This window comes from Acinetobacter sp. AS167 (assembly GCF_037152175.1).
Lineage (GTDB): Bacteria > Pseudomonadota > Gammaproteobacteria > Pseudomonadales > Moraxellaceae > Acinetobacter.
The window spans coordinates 163,781-179,866 of sequence record NZ_JBBCMP010000003.1 but is presented as its reverse complement, the minus strand read 5'-3'; the positions used below and the strand labels follow the sequence as shown (position 1 = coordinate 179,866).

Genomic DNA, 16,086 nt, shown 5'->3' with positions numbered 1-16,086 from the left:
ACAATTTCTATCAAACATGCAAAAATTTAATTGTTTCATCTCTAGCTAGGTAGCAGAAATTAAACAAAACTTTGCCTTAAACTGTATAGAATGCAGAGATATCAACAAATACAAATAAATATCTTTGAGGAATTGGCAATGAATTCAATGAAAAAAGGTTTAGTTGCACTTACACTGGCAAGCACCTTAGCTTTTTCAGGTTGTGGCTATAATACTTTGCAAGCTAAAGATGAGTCTGTAAATGCGGCATGGTCTGAAGTTGAAAACCAATATCAACGTCGTGCAGATCTAGTCCCTAACTTGGTGAATGTGGTCAAAGGTTATGCAACCCACGAAGAAAAAGTTTTAACTGAGGTGACTGAAGCACGTGCCAAGGTCGCAGGTTTAAAAGTAGACAAAGATGTATTGAACGATCCTGAATTGTTTAAAAAATACCAAGAAGCACAATCACAAATGACAGGTGCATTATCACGTCTTTTAGCGGTAACAGAAAATTATCCAGATTTAAAAGCCAATGAACAATTCCGTGATTTACAGGTTCAATTGGAAGGGACTGAAAACCGTATTAGTACTGCACGGACACGTTATGTTGCATCTGTTCAAGATTACAATACCTATGTGCGTCAATTCCCTCAGGCAATGACTGCTAAAGTGATTGGTATGAAAGCTAAACCGAACTTTAGTGCTGAAGCAGGTGCATCGAAAGCGCCAACAGTTAATTTTAATTAATGATGTGATTTTATTTCTCTGTCTTTAACGCTTGAGATAAAAGATAGTGAGAATATTTTTCATTATTCAATAAAAGGTGAACTATGATTGAATGGCGAGAAAAATCAGTAATGAAAAACATGAGTACAATATTATTTGTATTTTTTGGACTGATGCTTTCTGTTCAATCTAGTGTTTGGGCTGAAACAGTGACAGCCACAGATGAGCAAGAGGTACAAGACGCAATTGTTTTGGGTAAAGTTGTACCCAATGCCAATTTGCCCAATGTGATCGGCTCAAAACCCACAGATGCTCAAAAACAAACACCTACCACACAGCAAGCACCTCAAACTTCCTCAAAAGACTTACCACAAGTTGCCAATGATATGGCAGAGGGTGAAAGTGCTCGAAATATTCCCACATTAAACCAGCCTGTCGTTGATCAAGCCAATGTTTTATCTGCAGCTGAAAAGCAAAATTTAGAACAACAAATTCGTGATATTTATCGCCAAGGTAAAGCACAAATTGGGATTATCATTGTTCCAACCACAGGGCAAGAAGGTATTTTTGATTTTGCAATGCGTGTTGCTGAGCAATGGAAGTTAGGTTCAGCAAAACAAGACAATGGTTTATTGATCGCAGTTGCAGTCAATGATCATAAAATCCATATTGCAACGGGCTATGGTTTGGAGGGTGTACTCCCTGACATTGTGGCCAGTCGGATTATACGCAATCAGATCACACCAGATTTTAAGCAAGGACAATATGCTCAAGGTTTACTGGCGGGTGTCAATGAAATTGAGCGTATTTTAAACCTTGACCCTGAAATTGCCAAACAAGCCGCAGATGAGCTAAAAGAGCGTCAAAACCAAGCATTGCAAGAACAAGAAGCTAAGGATCGAACCTTGACCACTGCTATGGTGATTTTGGTGATTGGTATCTTTGCATCATTTATTGTGGGCAATCGTTTAAGTGCAGCAGTTGCGGGTGTGACAGCAACCGCTGCAGGACTTATTTATGGCTCAGGGATTGTGATGAGCTTAGTTTTGGGTTTTGGTATATTCTTTTTGTTGATTACATCACTGGCACAACTGATTTTCCAAATGTTTTTATCTGGTGGTGGCCGTGGTGGGGGCAGTGGCGGTGGTGGTTTTGGCGGTGGTGGGGGCTATAGTGGCGGCGGTGGTGGTTTCGGCGGTGGAGGAGCATCAGGCTCATGGTAACAAGAACAGATACAACAGCAATTGTGACTGAACCAAAGTTACAGGAACAGGTACAACCAAGCTTTAAACGTTGGTTAAAGCACGTTTTATATATGCCTGCCTCGAAACGCTATTTTTCAAAGCAAGATCAGCATGCAATTGCACAAACGGTGAAGCAAGCAGAAGAGGGTCATGTCGGTGAAATTCAAGTGGTGATCGAGGGGCATATTCCAAGTCATCAGGCATATCATCAAAATACACGGTTAAGGGCACACCAATTGTTTGCTGAATTGGGCGTGTGGGATACTGAGTATAATAGTGGAGTATTGCTGTATTTAAACTTGTGTGAAAAGACAGTTGAAATTGTGGTTGATCGCGGTATCCATCAAGCCACTACACCGCAAACGTGGCAACAGATTTGTGATGTGATGATTGCTGAACTAAAAAACAAAAATTATCGAACTGCAGTGAGTAATGGTGTTTTAGAAATTGGTCAAATTTTAAATTTATTTTATGGGAATAAATATAGTCAAATTAATAATGTAAATGAATTATCAAACAATCCAATCATTGTGAATTAATTTTATTTTCGGTGACAATAAATGTCACTTTTTTACGTATAATTACGTAAAAATATAAGCAGTAAAAAAAAACTTGTAAAGCATTACATTCTCTCTAAAATCAAAGAGTCTCGATTGGTTGTTGATTTTTTCCACAAAAAGAACAGCCATATAAATTGCTCAAAAGCTATAAAAATTTTTAAAACATTGGAGAAATGCTATGAATGCCCAAAAAGGTTTTACCCTGATTGAATTAATGATCGTTGTTGCAATTATCGGTATTCTTGCTGCGATTGCAATTCCTGCGTATCAAAACTATACACAAAAAGCCTCAGTTAATGCTTGTTTGGCAGAAGCTAAAGCATATTCTAATGTGGCTTTAGCAGCATTATCTGATCCTAACGGTGCAGCTTCAGTTCCGTCATATACAGCTAGTGCATGTCAATCAGGTCCAACAACAACACCAACAGCTCTAACACCAGCATTGGTATTCCAAGTTAAAAATGGTGGGTCAAAAACCTCAATTTCATGTGATTTATCAAATGGCGCAAAATGTTCATAATGATTTTATGAATATTGAAAGCTCTAACAACTGTTAGAGCTTTTTTATCAATAAAAGCTTTTTAAAATAATACTATATGAAAATCATTTTACTTACTTTTCTTTCTATTTTTTTATTCTTGTTATCTTGGACGCTATCTGATCATTTTGCACCATGGTTTACCTTTGGTAGTGAAATAGCTGCCTTTTTTTCAATATTTTTTTTAATATGCCTGCAGTTAAATCGAAATCTGAAAGTACCTTTTCAACTGATTCCATTGTTTATCATCAGCCTAATTCCATTGTTTCAGTATGGATTTGGACAAATCTTTTTTTTCAATACAGCTTTACTAAGCTTTCTCTACTTAATTGCATTCGTTATTACAATAATTTATTCATTTAATTTATGCATAGGTGATTTCAATAGACAGAAAGTTATGCTGTTTGTGTCCAGTGCATTTGTTGTGGCAGGCTTAGTAACAACCTTTATAGCAATTATGCAATGGCTGGATTGTGAATCATACTTTCCATTTATTCTAGAGTTAAAAGGAGACCGGCCTTTTGCTAATTTTGCTCAACCAAATAATATGGCAACTGCCTTATTTTTAGCGCTATTGGGATGTTTATATATATTTGAAAAACAAAAATTACCATCATTTATTATTTTGATGATTGCGTTGACTATTCTTTTTGCAATGGTGTTGAGCCAATCTCGGACAGTTTGGTTAGGGGTAATCTTTTGTGTAGCTTATTGGTTAATTAGGAATCATAAAATATCATTCAGGTTTAATCATTTTTATGCCATTGGCTTCACTTTTTTGTTTGTTGTATTTGTATTAAGTTTACCACTACTCAGTCAAGTTGTTGGAATATCAGCATCAACAGCGATGGAAAGAGCAACAACAGGGTATTTAAGGCTACCTATGTGGACACACACGATTATTTCTATTCAAGATCATCTTTGGTTGGGGTATGGTTGGAATCAGAGTAGTTTTTCATATTTAGATGCATTACCGAAACATGATACTCCTGAAAGATACCTAAGTTCACATAATATTATTTTAGATATATTGGTCTGGAATGGTGTTATTTTAGGAAGCTTAATTACTGGATACGCTCTTTACTGGTATACTCATTTTTATCGACTAGCGAATTCAATAGAATCCATAATTGCATTAATGATGATTAGTGTTGTGTTGATTCATGCAATGTTAGAGTTTCCTCTTTACTATGCTTTTTTCTTACTGCCAGTAGCAGTGTTATGTGGTGTTATTCAGTCTGAAGATGGAAATGGTAAATATTTTAAATTATCAAAAGTGATTGGTAATTCAATTGTATTGATTTGGCTGTCTTTAATTTTGCTTGTTTGGAGAGATTATAATGCAAGCATAACTGAAAGTTTTGAGGCAAAACTTTATGAAATGATGAGATTGTTTAAAGAGAAGCCACAATTTGATAAAGTGACGCCATATCAGGCTCAAAACAAAATTTTTATCCTAGATCAATTAAAATATGATGCGGAATGGATTGCTGTAAATCCTTTTACTAAGCTTAAAGAAGATCAAATTGAGATATATCGAAATCTTACCCTTCTAACACCATCAAAATATTACTTATATAAATATGCACAGTTGGCTGCTTATAATGGCAAGCAAGAGGATGCAAAATATTGTCTTTTTTTAATAGAAAAAATATATAAAAGTGATATCAATCATGATGATTTGCTAAAGTATAATTTTTATAAGGATCATCATGTCTCGGCTGATTTAAAAGAGCATGACTTGTAATAATGTGACAATTATTGATATTTTTTAATCATTATTGTGTCTCTAGAAATTAGTATTTGAAATAGTGAAAAGAATCTATAAATTGTATTGAAACAGCTATTGAATAATTCAAAATGGAAGACCAAAGAGGCTTTACTTTGATAGAGCTAATGATTGTGATTGCGATTGTTGCAATTCTTGTCTCAATCGCAGTGCCAGCATATCAAAGCTACTCTAAAAGTGCAGGGGTAAAAGCATGTTTATCTGAAACAAAAAATTATAGTAACTATATTTTTTATGCATTAAATGACCAAAATGATGCAACTAACCCTACATCTCCAGTTATCTCATCCTGTAGTTTTGTCACGGATGCTTCTTCATGGAATGAATCGACAACCAACCTAGTAATCGAGGCCAGAAGTAAAAACTCATCAACAGTAGATATTCGTTGTGATTTAAGTAAAGGTGCAGGCTGTACTATCATTCATTAAGCAGAAAGTTATTGTAGGCGTTATAATAGGCTTAGTTTTTCTTTTCACTTTTCCTATGAAAGCCATCCCTTATCTTCTTTCAGCAGTCTTGCTTTTACTTGCTTGGCTTTTACCGATCCATAAAATGCCTTGGACAACCTTCGGTAGTGAAGCGCTTACTTTTCTATCGGCTTTAGTATTGCTTAGTGCTTTTATTCACAAAGATTTAAAAATACCAAAACCGCAATTGCTTATATTACCTGTATTGGCAATTCCATTGATTCAATGGGGCTTTGGCGAGATTTTGTATTTAAGTAATGCATTGCTTTGCACAGCCTATATTGTCATGTTCTGGCTGATGCTAGTTGTTGGTTATAACTTAGCAATAGGGGAAAAAGGTCAAAGAGAACAAGTCTTTAAAGTATTTAGCCTTGTGGTTTTTACAGGTGCGATACTTTCAAGTTTTATTGCAATGACCCAGTGGTTAGGCGTAAACGAATATTTTAGACCATTGGTGAATCTGCTAAACGGTAATCGTCCCTATGCAAACTTTGCCCAGCCGAATAATCTGGCGACGTTTATGTGTATGGGGGTATTTGCATGTTTATATTTTTATGAAAAGAAGATACTGCCAAATTACATACTCGGGCCATCCACTTTTATTTTTCTATTCACCATTGCACTAACTCAATCACGAACTGCTTGGGTGGTATGTTTGTTCACATTGATTTATTTGACGATCAAGCAATTCGGTCAAACTAAGCGCTTTGGGTTTATCAAATTACTCGCATGGTCTGGTGTGTTTATTGCGTTGATTACATGCTTGCCGATTCTGAATCAGTGGATTGCATCTGTATCAACCCAAGACGTAGCACAAGCAAATTCAGTGGTCGAGAGAGCAACATCAGGTTATCTCCGTTTAGATATGTGGAATCAAGCCCTCGTTGCGATTTCAGAAAAGCCATGGTTTGGTTATGGCTGGAACCAAACAGGGATGGCGCAAATCGCTGCTTTTGATTTATATCCATCACATGAATGGTATAAAACGGCACATAACGTGATTTTGGATTTACTGATTTGGAATGGTATCCCGATTGGTGGATTGATTATTGTTTATATGGCATGTTGGTTGTATTGGTTAAATAAAGGCATTAAAGATGCGGTTTCAATTGCAGCGGGTTTGATGGTCTGTGCCATTTTGATTCATGCTTTATTGGAATACCCAATTCACTATGCATATTTCTTACTTCCTTTAGGTTTTTTATTGGGGATCATCCAAGCTCAGTATCCTCGTTTGCCTACAGAGAACTTAAAGTCTTCGGTTACAGTGGGTATTATTGTGATTGGTTTGGTCTTGGTGGGAGTGATTTATCGAGACTATATTTTATACCGCCAACAAAGTGTATTCGTAAATAAGAAAACACCGTTAAGTGCTTCACAGCAAGCAGTGATGAATCAAGATATTTTGTTGCTGACGCAATTTAAAGAACGTGTCTGGTGGATTGGTCTAAATCCATATAGCAAAATGTCGGATCAGCAGTTGCAATATATGGGGCGTGTGGTGGCAAACTTAGCTTCGGCATATGATATTCAGAAATATGCACAGGTCTTGGCTTTTAATGGTAAAAAAGCTGAAGCTGAACATCAGTTATGGATTCTAAAGACACTGCATGGGCAAGAGACATCATATCAGGATCTATTACCTGTATCTGTTGCAGGAAAATAATACCCTTTCATAAAAGTGAATTGTGATGACTGTAGTGTTTGCATCGCTACATTTTGAAATAAAATAAAAAATCCCCCAATCAATTGGGGGATTTTTTTGTGATATTTAAAAATTAATTAGAGTTGGCTTTGAATATAATTTTCGATACCAACACTTTCACTTAGATCTAGTTGGGTTGTTGTCCAATCCCAAAATTCTTCTTCTTTCTCAAGAATTTCTTGAACAAGATCACGAGTCACATAATCTAAGTTGCTTTCAGCCAGTTCAACAGCTGTTTTCAATGCATCTATGTTTTCTTTTACTTTACGTACATCACAGTTTAAAACTTCAACCGTATGTTGACCAATATACAACTTTCCTAAATGTTGAAGATTAGGCAAGCCTTCTAAAAAAAGAATACGTTCAATGATCTTATCCGCATGCTTCATTTGGCGAATAGATTCTTTGTATTCAGCCGAACCAAGTTTTTCGATTCCCCAATCATTAAACATACGCGAGTGTAGAAAGTATTGGTTAATCGCAGTCAAGTGATGGTAAAGCACTTGATTGAGTTGATTAATTACATCTCGATTGCCTTGCATATGGCTAAAACTCCATTCTAATTGTGTACCTTAATGTGAATTTAAACTGAGTCATTGAAATTTAATGATTAAGGTAATTCGATATGGCTCTATATTAATCAACTTTTTAGAGGGTTACGAGTAGTTTATGGAACGGCAAATGAAAATCGCAATCAAAAACAGTAGGGATGTCGTTTTGGCTAAAAGAGATTGATTAAAAAACGAACCCGCCTTGAGTCGAAGCGGGGGAGGAGAATGATCTGGGGATCATTAAAAAACTTATTTATTGTCGTTATTTATATAAACTTTTTATGCTTGAATCTTTGGATTTAAAACTATGCGGCAACAGAAATACGTGCTGCAATAAGTGATAGCTCTTCATTGATAATGCTTTTTGCTTCAGGAGCACAGCGACCACAGCACGTGCCTAAGTCTAATAATTCACGTACTTCACGGTAGCTCTCTGCACCATTTGCCATTGCATCTTTGATATCTTGATCTGTAATACCACGACATAAACAAACGTACATGAAACTCAACCCTAAGGTTAAATGCGATATCTAATATTATTGATAATTGTTATCATTTGTCAATGGAATTAATTTGAAATATCATTAATCTTTATTGGCTTTTTGAATAAAAAAATACTACCTGATCGGTAGTATTTAGTTTTATTTTTTAAATTATTTAAAATCAAATGTTTAATATTTGACTGCTATTATTGAGGAATAATGACAATCCCATCCATTTCAACCAACGCATTTTTAGGTAATGATGCAACACCTAATGCTGCACGAGCAGGATAAGGCTGAGCAAAATATTCGCCCATGATTTGGTTAACCAATTGAAAGTTTGATAAATCAGTCAGAAAAATATTGAGCTTTGCAATATCTGCTAAAGAACCACCTGCGGCTTCACACACTGCTTTTAAATTATCAAAAACACGTCGAATTTGCGCTTCAATGCCTTCAACCAACTCCATGCTATACGGATCTAAGCCAATTTGCCCTGATAGATATAATGTATTGTCTACTAAAATAGCTTGTGAATAAGTACCAATTGCAGCAGGGGCATTTTCAGTATGGATCACTTGGCGGGACATTGATTTCTCCTTGATTTCAAATCATTTCATCATAAAGGATGAATAGCATGCAAAGTGCATCGAAGACTCTCGATAAACATTACAGATCTTAATTTAGCACGCTTTTGCTTTTAGCGCCTCGTTAATTGAAACGGGCATGGACATCCGACTAATTCGAGGAAAACCAAATTGCATACGTAATTCACGAATGATTTGCGCAATTTGTTTACGATTATTGACCACGATATTCACATAAGTTTTATCTTCATGAGAACGGACTGATTCAACCCCAGTTTTTGCTTTACGACATAAGTAAATCAATTCTGAAATTTGTTCATCAGTTAAAACAAGGTCAATACTCAAATAAGCATTGAAGTTAACATCGTCTTCTTCTTCCGACGTCCAGTGCAAAGACATGATGTTTTCTGGGTGTAAATGTTGCTCATGCAATAAATTATGGCAACGTGCACGATGTACAATTAAACCACGACGAGATAAATGTCCTTGAATTGGATCTCCCAATACAGGGTTACAACAGTGTGCATACTTAACATCGACACCATCGGTACCTTGAATCAAGCGCTTAGAAGCGTGTTCCTCAGTGGCTTTGGATTGAGCAAATAAATGATTGGCGACCAGTTGCGGTAGCAGGTCACCGACTGCAATTTGTTCAAATAAGGTGTCTTTATTAGTTACGTGGCGCCACTCTAATAAATCCTTCCAATCAGCTTCAGACAAGTCTTTAGTTGAGCGACTAAATAATTTTAAAGCACGGTTAAGCGCTTGTTGCCCCACTAAACGTTGTTCATCGGGATCTTGGTCACGCAAGATGTTCTGAATCGCACGACGTGCTTTTTGGGTATTAATAAAACTTAACCAGTCTGGATTTGGTGTTGCCAATACATCGGTAATAATTTCAACCACCTGACCACTGACTAAAGGTGTTGAAAGGGGTTTAATTTCACCATTAATTTTAGCACCAACAGCATGGTTACCTAAAAACAGACTTGCTGAATATGCAAAATCAACTGCTGTAGCACCTTGAGGCAATTCATGTAGCTGTCCGTGTGGTGTATAGACCCAGATTTTTTCTTGATGTAGATAATCAAGGAGGTCACTAAATGTAGTCTTTGCACACTCTCCCCCAACAAGAATATCTAAATTCTTCATCGACGCTTGAATCGCTGAACGACATGCCTGTGGAGCGTTTTCACCAAGAACCACCCCAAAGCGCGCTGCTTTGCGCATCAGCTCGGTTTGAATGGTTAAAGACAGTGTTGTGCGCTCACCTTTGAGTTTGATCATCAAAGATTGGTTTCCGCCTGGTAATGGCCGACGGATATGATCTTCATAATCGATGACTTGGAAATTTTCTCGTAAGGCATCAACCAATCGGTCACAATCGGCAATGCTTTGTAAAATAATTTCGAAAGCGTGGCTGTGGGTGAGTTCCTGTAAGTCAATTTCGTTTTTTACAAAGTGGCGTAATAGTTCGATATTGTTATTTTTCTTTTTGATGCGCCCTTGAATATTATAATTATTGAGCAGTTCAGCTAAGTTTTGTTCCCAAACCGATTGATATTTACAGCGCTCTGGTTTGGTTTTGAGTAAATTTTCTTGTACATCATTGTACATATCGAGATCGAGATTTTGATAACACAAATGTTCTAAGTTATCCGCCATCTCATTCATACCGACAAGGCGTGCCATGGGAACAAAAATATCAAAGGTTTCTTGCGCAATTCGTGCTCGTTTATCTGGGCGTAAAGCACCCAGTGTTGTCATATTATGATAACGATCAGCGAGTTTGATAATAATGACACGTGGGTCTTGTAAGGTGGCTTGTAGAATCTTACGAAAAGATGCTGCTTTATTATATTCTTTATCACTGGAATGGCTGAGTTTGGTAACACCATCGACCAATTCGGCCACGGTTTTACCAAATTTTTCAGAGATATCTTCTTTGGTGAAATCAGTATCTTCAATCACATCGTGTAATAGTGCTGCCATGAGTGTTTCAGCATCCATACGCATATGTGCCAAAATACAACTCACCGCAATCGGATGTAAAATATAGGGTTCACCACTTTTACGTGTAATACCATCATGCGCAATATCAGCATAATCACAAGCCACAAGTACTCGCTCGACATCGCTTGGTTTTAAGTAAGCGTCGATAATTACATTCAGCTGTTGCTTGGATTGGCTGACCTGTTGGCCTGGCATAGAACACCTATCTTAAATTACAAATTTGAAATATTTTTCCTAATGCTTTAATGAAAAGCATATTGAGCCGCTTGTCAATTTCTAGACATCAAATATATCTATTTTTTTTAACAAATAATTTGAATTTTGTCGATTGATTGGCAAAACTTTTTGCAAAATAACTGAAATAAAAAAGCCTAGTTGAAAAACTAGGCTTTTTATAAAGGCTTAGCTTATTGGAAAGAAAAACCTTCAAGATTAAGATTGTTTGCTGATAAAGCAAGGTCAAGACTAGACGTTTGGTAATCTTGATCACGTTGCTTCAAGATATCTTTAGTCACATGACCAATCGCAATTTCACGTAATGCAACAACAGTCGGCTTGTCATTGTCCCACTCAACAGTCGGTTCAATGCCTTGACGTGCCAATTGACGCGCGCGTTTGCTTGCCACTAGTACAAGCTCAAAGCGGTTGTCCACATGGTCTAAACAATCTTCAACGGTTACGCGTGCCATAAGAGTTCTCGTTTGAATACAAATTTTTTAAATAGACTGTGCAGTATAAAATGCTTTCACTATAGACTCAAGTTTTAATCGAAGCTTATTTAGAAAGCATTGAAATACGATTAAGACTGGGGTGTAATCAGTTTGGTAATTAAAGCTTGATGACGATTTGCCTGTTGATCTATTTTTAAGCGGTTGGCATTGATCACAGATTCCAAATCATGTAACGCTTTATTGAAATCATCATTGATAATGATGTACTCAAAATTGACATATTGTTGCATGTCTTCCACCGCGCAACTTAAACGATGCTCAATGACTTCAACCGAGTCTGTACCACGATTTGAAAGACGCTGACGTAAATCAAATTGAGTAGGAGGGAGGATGAAAATTTGTTTAGATTCAGGAAAAAGTTTACGAACCTGTTCTGCACCTTGCCAATCGATCTCAAGTAGCACATCATGGCCTTTCGCCAATTGGTCTCTTACCGTTGTTTGCGCAGTACCATAATAATTACCAAAAACTTCTGCATATTCAATAAAACCACCTTGATTCACTTGATCAAGAAAGTTTTCTTTAGAGGTAAAGTGATAATGAACACCGTCGAGTTCGCCAGGTCGCTGACCACGAGTCGTATGTGAAACAGAAACGTGTAAATTGCTCACACGCTCAAGCAGCGCTTTAACGAGAGATGTTTTGCCTGTTCCTGATGCCGCAGAAACGACAAACAATAGACCCGACATGATATTTTTCCTGATATGATAAAATATCTTCTCTATTTTAGAGTAGAGCGAACACAAACAAAACTGTTTTTACACATTGTTTGTGTTTAATCGATAAAATATATCCAACCATTGAAGTGAGCATTGAGGGTTTTATGGAAATTGTATTGGCTAATCCGCGTGGATTTTGTGCAGGTGTAGATCGTGCAATTGCCATCGTCAATCGTGCGCTTGAATGTTTTAATCCACCTATTTATGTACGTCATGAAGTGGTTCATAACAAATTTGTGGTTGACGATCTACGTCAGCGTGGTGCAATTTTTGTGGATGAGTTGGATGAAGTGCCTGACGATAATATTGTTATTTTTAGTGCACATGGCGTATCTAAGGCTGTTCAACAAGAAGCAGAGCGCCGTGGATTAAAAGTCTTTGATGCAACCTGTCCATTGGTCACCAAAGTACATATTGAAGTCACGAAATATGCCCGTGAAGGAACTGAAGCGATTTTAATTGGTCATGAAGGTCACCCTGAGGTTGAAGGTACCATGGGTCAATATGACAAAAAAAATGGTGGTGAAATTTACTTGGTTGAAGATGAAGATGATGTTGCTTCATTAACAGTGCATCATCCTGAAAAAATAGCCTTTGTGACCCAAACAACCTTATCTATAGATGATACGGCCAAAGTGATTGATGCTTTACGCAATAAATTCCCTCAAATTCAAGGGCCTCGTAAAGATGATATTTGCTATGCCACACAAAATCGCCAAGATGCTGTGCGAGATTTAGCCACACAATGTGATGTGGTGTTGGTTGTTGGCTCTCCAAACTCATCAAATTCGAATCGTTTACGTGAGTTGGCTGAACGTATGGGCAAGCATGCTTATCTTATTGATAATGCAGATGAGTTACAGCAAGAATGGTTTAACTCAAATCATAAGGTTGGTGTGACAGCAGGAGCATCTGCACCTGAGATTTTAATTAAGCAAGTAATTCAACGTTTACAGGACTGGGGTGCGACCGCGCCACAAGAATTAAATGGTCGTGAGGAAAACATCACATTTAGTTTGCCAAAAGAGCTACGGATTCATGTAACTCAAGCTTAAATTTAAACTTTATTTTTTAAGCAGATAGCTGAGATTTCAGTTATCTGCTTTTTTATGCCTTTCGTCCAACTTGTATTGGTTTTGTAAGTATTTAAGCTATGATTTTTAATAGGGTAAAGTTTTGTTGCAATGGGGAGTAGCAATGCAAAATAATCGGGGATTCACCTTAATTGAGTTAATGGTGACGATTGCTGTTCTGGCAATTGTTGCATCGATTGCAGCGCCCTCTTTTTCAAAGCTCTTAGCAACCTATCAGGCAAATAAAAGCAATGAAGAGTTAATGAAAGCACTAAAAGAAGCGAAGAGCCGTGCATCATCAATGAAAATGTCTGTGATCGTTTGTCCAAATAAAGATGGCTCAAATCAGGAAATAACAAAGACACTTTGTTTAACCAAAGCAGGTGTTAGTAGCGCCAATGCTTCAAATTTCATTGATGCAAAACGTGTCATTTTAGCCAATATTGATAAGGCTGTTAGTGTTGGTGGTGACTTAAATGTTGTTTTTAGTGCTATTGGGTCATCACTTGATAATGTGCCGAGTACCAACTTAAAGGCAAGGAAAATAACAATATGTGGTAATAAGGAAATTACCGAAATAACAGTATCAGTTATTGGAATTGTATCCTCTGAAAAGAATGGAGCATGCTCATGAAGAATAAGAAGAATCAATTGGGTGTGGGATTGGTTGAAGTTTTAGTTGCTCTGGTTTTACTTGCGATCGGGGTTTTGGGATTTACTGCTTTACAGTTAAGGGCGGTGGACGCGACTGGTGAAGCGCTTACAAGATCTCAAGCAACCCTAATTTTGAGAGGTTTAACAGAAAGTATTCGAGCTAATCCTAATGGTCAATCTAGTTATCCTGCTGCAGTAAAAAACTATATTGGAGTGGGAGAAAAGTCTCCGAAAAAAAAATGTTTTAATGCCACATGTACGCCAGCAGAAATGGCGGATTATGATTCATATTTGGCTGCTGATGCAGCATCAAGAATCGGTATTAGTATTACAATGACGGATTGTCCAGGGGTAGGCAGTACAATTAAAAGGCAATGCTTATTCGCTGCTTGGGATGAAACTGCATCGAAATTAAAAGCAAGTGATTATAGTGCTTGTATGAGTAGCACAGGAACGTATGTGTTTACTGCAAAATGCCTAATGATGGAGGCATATTAAATGAGATTCATGACGAAGCAAGAAATAATGGGACCTCAGAAGGGTTTCACACTAATTGAGTTGATCGTTGCTCTTGCCATTGGTCTTATTATTAGCGCTGCAGCTTTGCAATTATTCACAGGTGGTCTAATTACGGCAAAAATGCAAGAAGCAAGTGCAGAGTTACAAGATAGTGGTGTGTTCGGTGTTGATTATATTGCTAGAGATATTCGTCTAGCGAATTTTGGAAATGTAAATAATCCAGTGTTAGATACAACAACACCCAATGGCGGAATTATTTTTACCAGTGCTGATCCAGCTTTAGGCAAGGCAAATCTCCAGTTAAAAGATGTAAGTGCGGGATTGTTAACAAAATCAGGAGGTTCTACTGGGACGAGTTCGAGTAGTGATCAACTAACAATTATGTTTCAAGCACCCAATAAAATGATGAATTGTGAAGGTAGAGAAGTACAGGCTAGTGAGTATGTTATTCAACGTTATTTTTTAAGGACAGATAATGGTAACTTGGCATTGGCTTGTGATGCAAACACTCCAGGAAGTAGTGTCCCTTCTATTGCTGGATTAAATGATTCAAACAATGGTGAAGTGATTATGCCGAGAGTGGATCTTGTTAGATTTTACATCGGAGCAAAAGCTGGAAACAATTTTAGCTATTACACAATTGAGCAATTTAAGACTGCAGTAAAAGGGGCGTCCTCTCCCAATATACCTAGAGTTGTCTCGATTAGAATGATGGTTTTGGTTCGCTCTAAAGATCCAATAACAAATAAAAATATAGACCCCTCTAAAGAAAGCTTTAATTTCCCTGATGGTGAAGTGACTTTAACGGATAAAAGCACCAAATATTTACGACGTTTATATACAACAAATATTGCTTTAAGAAATGGCTTAGGAGAGAAGATTTATGAAACATCGAACTAACCTAAGCAAGCAGAAAGGGTCAACGATTATCGTTGTTATGATGATGTTGTTATTTTTAACAATAGTTGGAGTAATGGCGATTCGGACCTCTATGACGACATTGAATATTGCGACAAATGCGCAAATTAGTCAGCTTTCAAGTCAAACGGCTGATACACCAATTAACCAAGTTTTTTTAGAGGATTTAAATAAGCAAGTGAATCTTTCAAGTGTTATAGGTAAGGCTTTGAAAGATGCAGATACAGAACCTGGTAAAGAATATGTATTTTGCTATAAACCTAGAGTGAGTACTCGTTTTGGTTCAGTTACATCTATGGCTGTACTTAGAAATGTGAGTTCTGATGTGGAGTTGGTTGAGGGAAGTACAGATAATTTTTGTAATTTAACCACTGACTTTGGTAGTGCAAGACGAGGTGTAGTGACTCAGGTTTCTATTAAAATTCCAACAGATACATCCGATTTGCCGCCTTTGGCATTACTTGCAAGAAATATTAATGTAAGTGGTGGACAAACAATTCCACAAGGGGTAACTGAGCAAAAACGTATTCGGATGACGACAGTAGCAGTAATGCCCATTTATGCTAAAAACTTGTCCGCTGCTCAAGCATGTTTAAAAGAAAATGTGAATGATAATTCAGATGCGGAAACTAGTGCTCTGCAAACAACAGCACAATGTCTCGTAAATCTTGGTATTCCAGTTAACAGTCAAGTCCAAGAGTTTAATTTACAAACATTTATAAAAATGGTTAAGGCGCCAGTATAAATTTAGGGGAATGTAAAATGATATCTAAAAAGCTTACGGCCTCATTGAATTATGTAGCCAAGCAAAAAAAATTAAATTTAGGC

At 37.0% G+C, this 16,086-nt stretch carries 18 protein-coding genes; 12 read left to right on the top strand and 6 right to left on the bottom strand.

Features of this window, described 5'->3' with window-relative positions; translation table 11 throughout:
- Nucleotides 1–138 precede the first annotated feature (138 nt).
- From WFN33_RS07265 to WFN33_RS07235, 7 genes are all read left to right on the top strand, one after another.
- The gene (locus WFN33_RS07265) at nucleotides 139–729 is read left to right on the top strand and encodes a LemA family protein (protein ID WP_336952300.1); all 591 of its coding nucleotides are present in this window, start codon (nucleotides 139–141) and stop codon (nucleotides 727–729) included.
- A gap of 119 nt (nucleotides 730–848) precedes the next feature.
- Nucleotides 849–1,931, top strand: a complete 1,083-nt coding sequence (locus WFN33_RS07260; RefSeq protein WP_442892778.1) for a TPM domain-containing protein — start codon at nucleotides 849–851, stop codon at nucleotides 1,929–1,931.
- Nucleotides 1,925–2,491 carry a TPM domain-containing protein gene (locus tag WFN33_RS07255; RefSeq protein ID WP_336952298.1) on the top strand — a complete coding sequence of 189 codons (567 nt, stop codon included), beginning with the start codon at nucleotides 1,925–1,927 and terminating at the stop codon, nucleotides 2,489–2,491. Before WFN33_RS07260 ends, WFN33_RS07255 begins: the two co-directional genes overlap by 7 nt.
- A 199-nt stretch (nucleotides 2,492–2,690) precedes the next feature.
- On the top strand, nucleotides 2,691–3,032 hold the full coding sequence (locus tag WFN33_RS07250; protein ID WP_336952296.1) for a prepilin-type N-terminal cleavage/methylation domain-containing protein: 342 nt from the start codon (nucleotides 2,691–2,693) through the stop codon (nucleotides 3,030–3,032).
- A gap of 76 nt (nucleotides 3,033–3,108) precedes the next feature.
- Nucleotides 3,109–4,797 (top strand): PglL family O-oligosaccharyltransferase, encoded by a 1,689-nt coding sequence (locus WFN33_RS07245; protein WP_336952295.1) that lies wholly within the window; start codon nucleotides 3,109–3,111, stop codon nucleotides 4,795–4,797.
- A 113-nt stretch (nucleotides 4,798–4,910) separates the two neighbouring features.
- Complete coding sequence (locus tag WFN33_RS07240; protein WP_336952294.1) at nucleotides 4,911–5,267, top strand: pilin; 357 nt, start codon at nucleotides 4,911–4,913, stop codon at nucleotides 5,265–5,267.
- 55 nt (nucleotides 5,268–5,322) lie between these two features.
- The gene (locus WFN33_RS07235) at nucleotides 5,323–6,972 is read left to right on the top strand and encodes a PglL family O-oligosaccharyltransferase (RefSeq protein ID WP_336952293.1); all 1,650 of its coding nucleotides are present in this window, start codon (nucleotides 5,323–5,325) and stop codon (nucleotides 6,970–6,972) included.
- A 116-nt stretch (nucleotides 6,973–7,088) separates the two neighbouring features.
- Here WFN33_RS07235 and bfr read toward each other — a convergent pair whose 3' ends face one another.
- The 6 genes from bfr to gmk form a co-directional block, all read right to left on the bottom strand.
- The gene (gene bfr / locus WFN33_RS07230) at nucleotides 7,089–7,553 is read right to left on the bottom strand and encodes a heteropolymeric bacterioferritin subunit Bfr (RefSeq protein WP_336952292.1); all 465 of its coding nucleotides are present in this window, start codon (nucleotides 7,551–7,553) and stop codon (nucleotides 7,089–7,091) included.
- A gap of 314 nt (nucleotides 7,554–7,867) precedes the next feature.
- Nucleotides 7,868–8,062 carry a bacterioferritin-associated ferredoxin gene (locus WFN33_RS07225; RefSeq protein ID WP_004718308.1) on the bottom strand — a complete coding sequence of 65 codons (195 nt, stop codon included), beginning with the start codon at nucleotides 8,060–8,062 and terminating at the stop codon, nucleotides 7,868–7,870.
- A 188-nt stretch (nucleotides 8,063–8,250) separates the two neighbouring features.
- A complete protein-coding gene (locus tag WFN33_RS07220; RefSeq protein WP_004718306.1) occupies nucleotides 8,251–8,634 on the bottom strand; it encodes a RidA family protein in 384 nt (127 codons plus the stop codon).
- A 93-nt stretch (nucleotides 8,635–8,727) separates the two neighbouring features.
- A complete protein-coding gene (locus tag WFN33_RS07215) occupies nucleotides 8,728–10,839 on the bottom strand; it encodes a RelA/SpoT family protein (RefSeq protein WP_336952291.1) in 2,112 nt (703 codons plus the stop codon).
- 212 nt (nucleotides 10,840–11,051) lie between these two features.
- Entirely contained in the window at nucleotides 11,052–11,333 is a 282-nt protein-coding gene (gene rpoZ / locus WFN33_RS07210; RefSeq protein WP_004718302.1) for a DNA-directed RNA polymerase subunit omega, read from the bottom strand.
- Nucleotides 11,334–11,443: 110 nt separating this feature from the next.
- Nucleotides 11,444–12,064, bottom strand: coding sequence for a guanylate kinase (gmk, locus tag WFN33_RS07205; protein WP_336952290.1), 621 nt, complete (start codon nucleotides 12,062–12,064; stop codon nucleotides 11,444–11,446).
- 134 nt (nucleotides 12,065–12,198) lie between these two features.
- Here gmk and ispH point away from each other — a divergent pair, with 134 nt between their 5' ends.
- The 5 genes from ispH to WFN33_RS07180 all read left to right on the top strand — a co-directional run bounded on the left by ispH (nucleotide 12,199) and on the right by WFN33_RS07180 (nucleotide 16,003).
- Nucleotides 12,199–13,149, top strand: coding sequence for a 4-hydroxy-3-methylbut-2-enyl diphosphate reductase (gene ispH / locus WFN33_RS07200; RefSeq protein ID WP_336952289.1), 951 nt, complete (start codon nucleotides 12,199–12,201; stop codon nucleotides 13,147–13,149).
- Nucleotides 13,150–13,291: 142 nt separating this feature from the next.
- Complete coding sequence (locus WFN33_RS07195; protein ID WP_336952288.1) at nucleotides 13,292–13,801, top strand: pilus assembly FimT family protein; 510 nt, start codon at nucleotides 13,292–13,294, stop codon at nucleotides 13,799–13,801.
- Nucleotides 13,798–14,319 carry a type IV pilus modification protein PilV gene (gene pilV / locus WFN33_RS07190; RefSeq protein WP_336952287.1) on the top strand — a complete coding sequence of 174 codons (522 nt, stop codon included), beginning with the start codon at nucleotides 13,798–13,800 and terminating at the stop codon, nucleotides 14,317–14,319. The genes WFN33_RS07195 and pilV overlap by 4 nt, the downstream gene beginning before the upstream one ends.
- 9 nt (nucleotides 14,320–14,328) lie before the next feature.
- Nucleotides 14,329–15,240, top strand: a complete 912-nt coding sequence (locus WFN33_RS07185; RefSeq protein WP_336952286.1) for a PilW family protein — start codon at nucleotides 14,329–14,331, stop codon at nucleotides 15,238–15,240.
- Nucleotides 15,224–16,003 carry a pilus assembly PilX family protein gene (locus WFN33_RS07180; RefSeq protein WP_336952285.1) on the top strand — a complete coding sequence of 260 codons (780 nt, stop codon included), beginning with the start codon at nucleotides 15,224–15,226 and terminating at the stop codon, nucleotides 16,001–16,003. The genes WFN33_RS07185 and WFN33_RS07180 overlap by 17 nt, the downstream gene beginning before the upstream one ends.
- The last annotated feature ends 83 nt before the right edge of the window (nucleotides 16,004–16,086 follow it).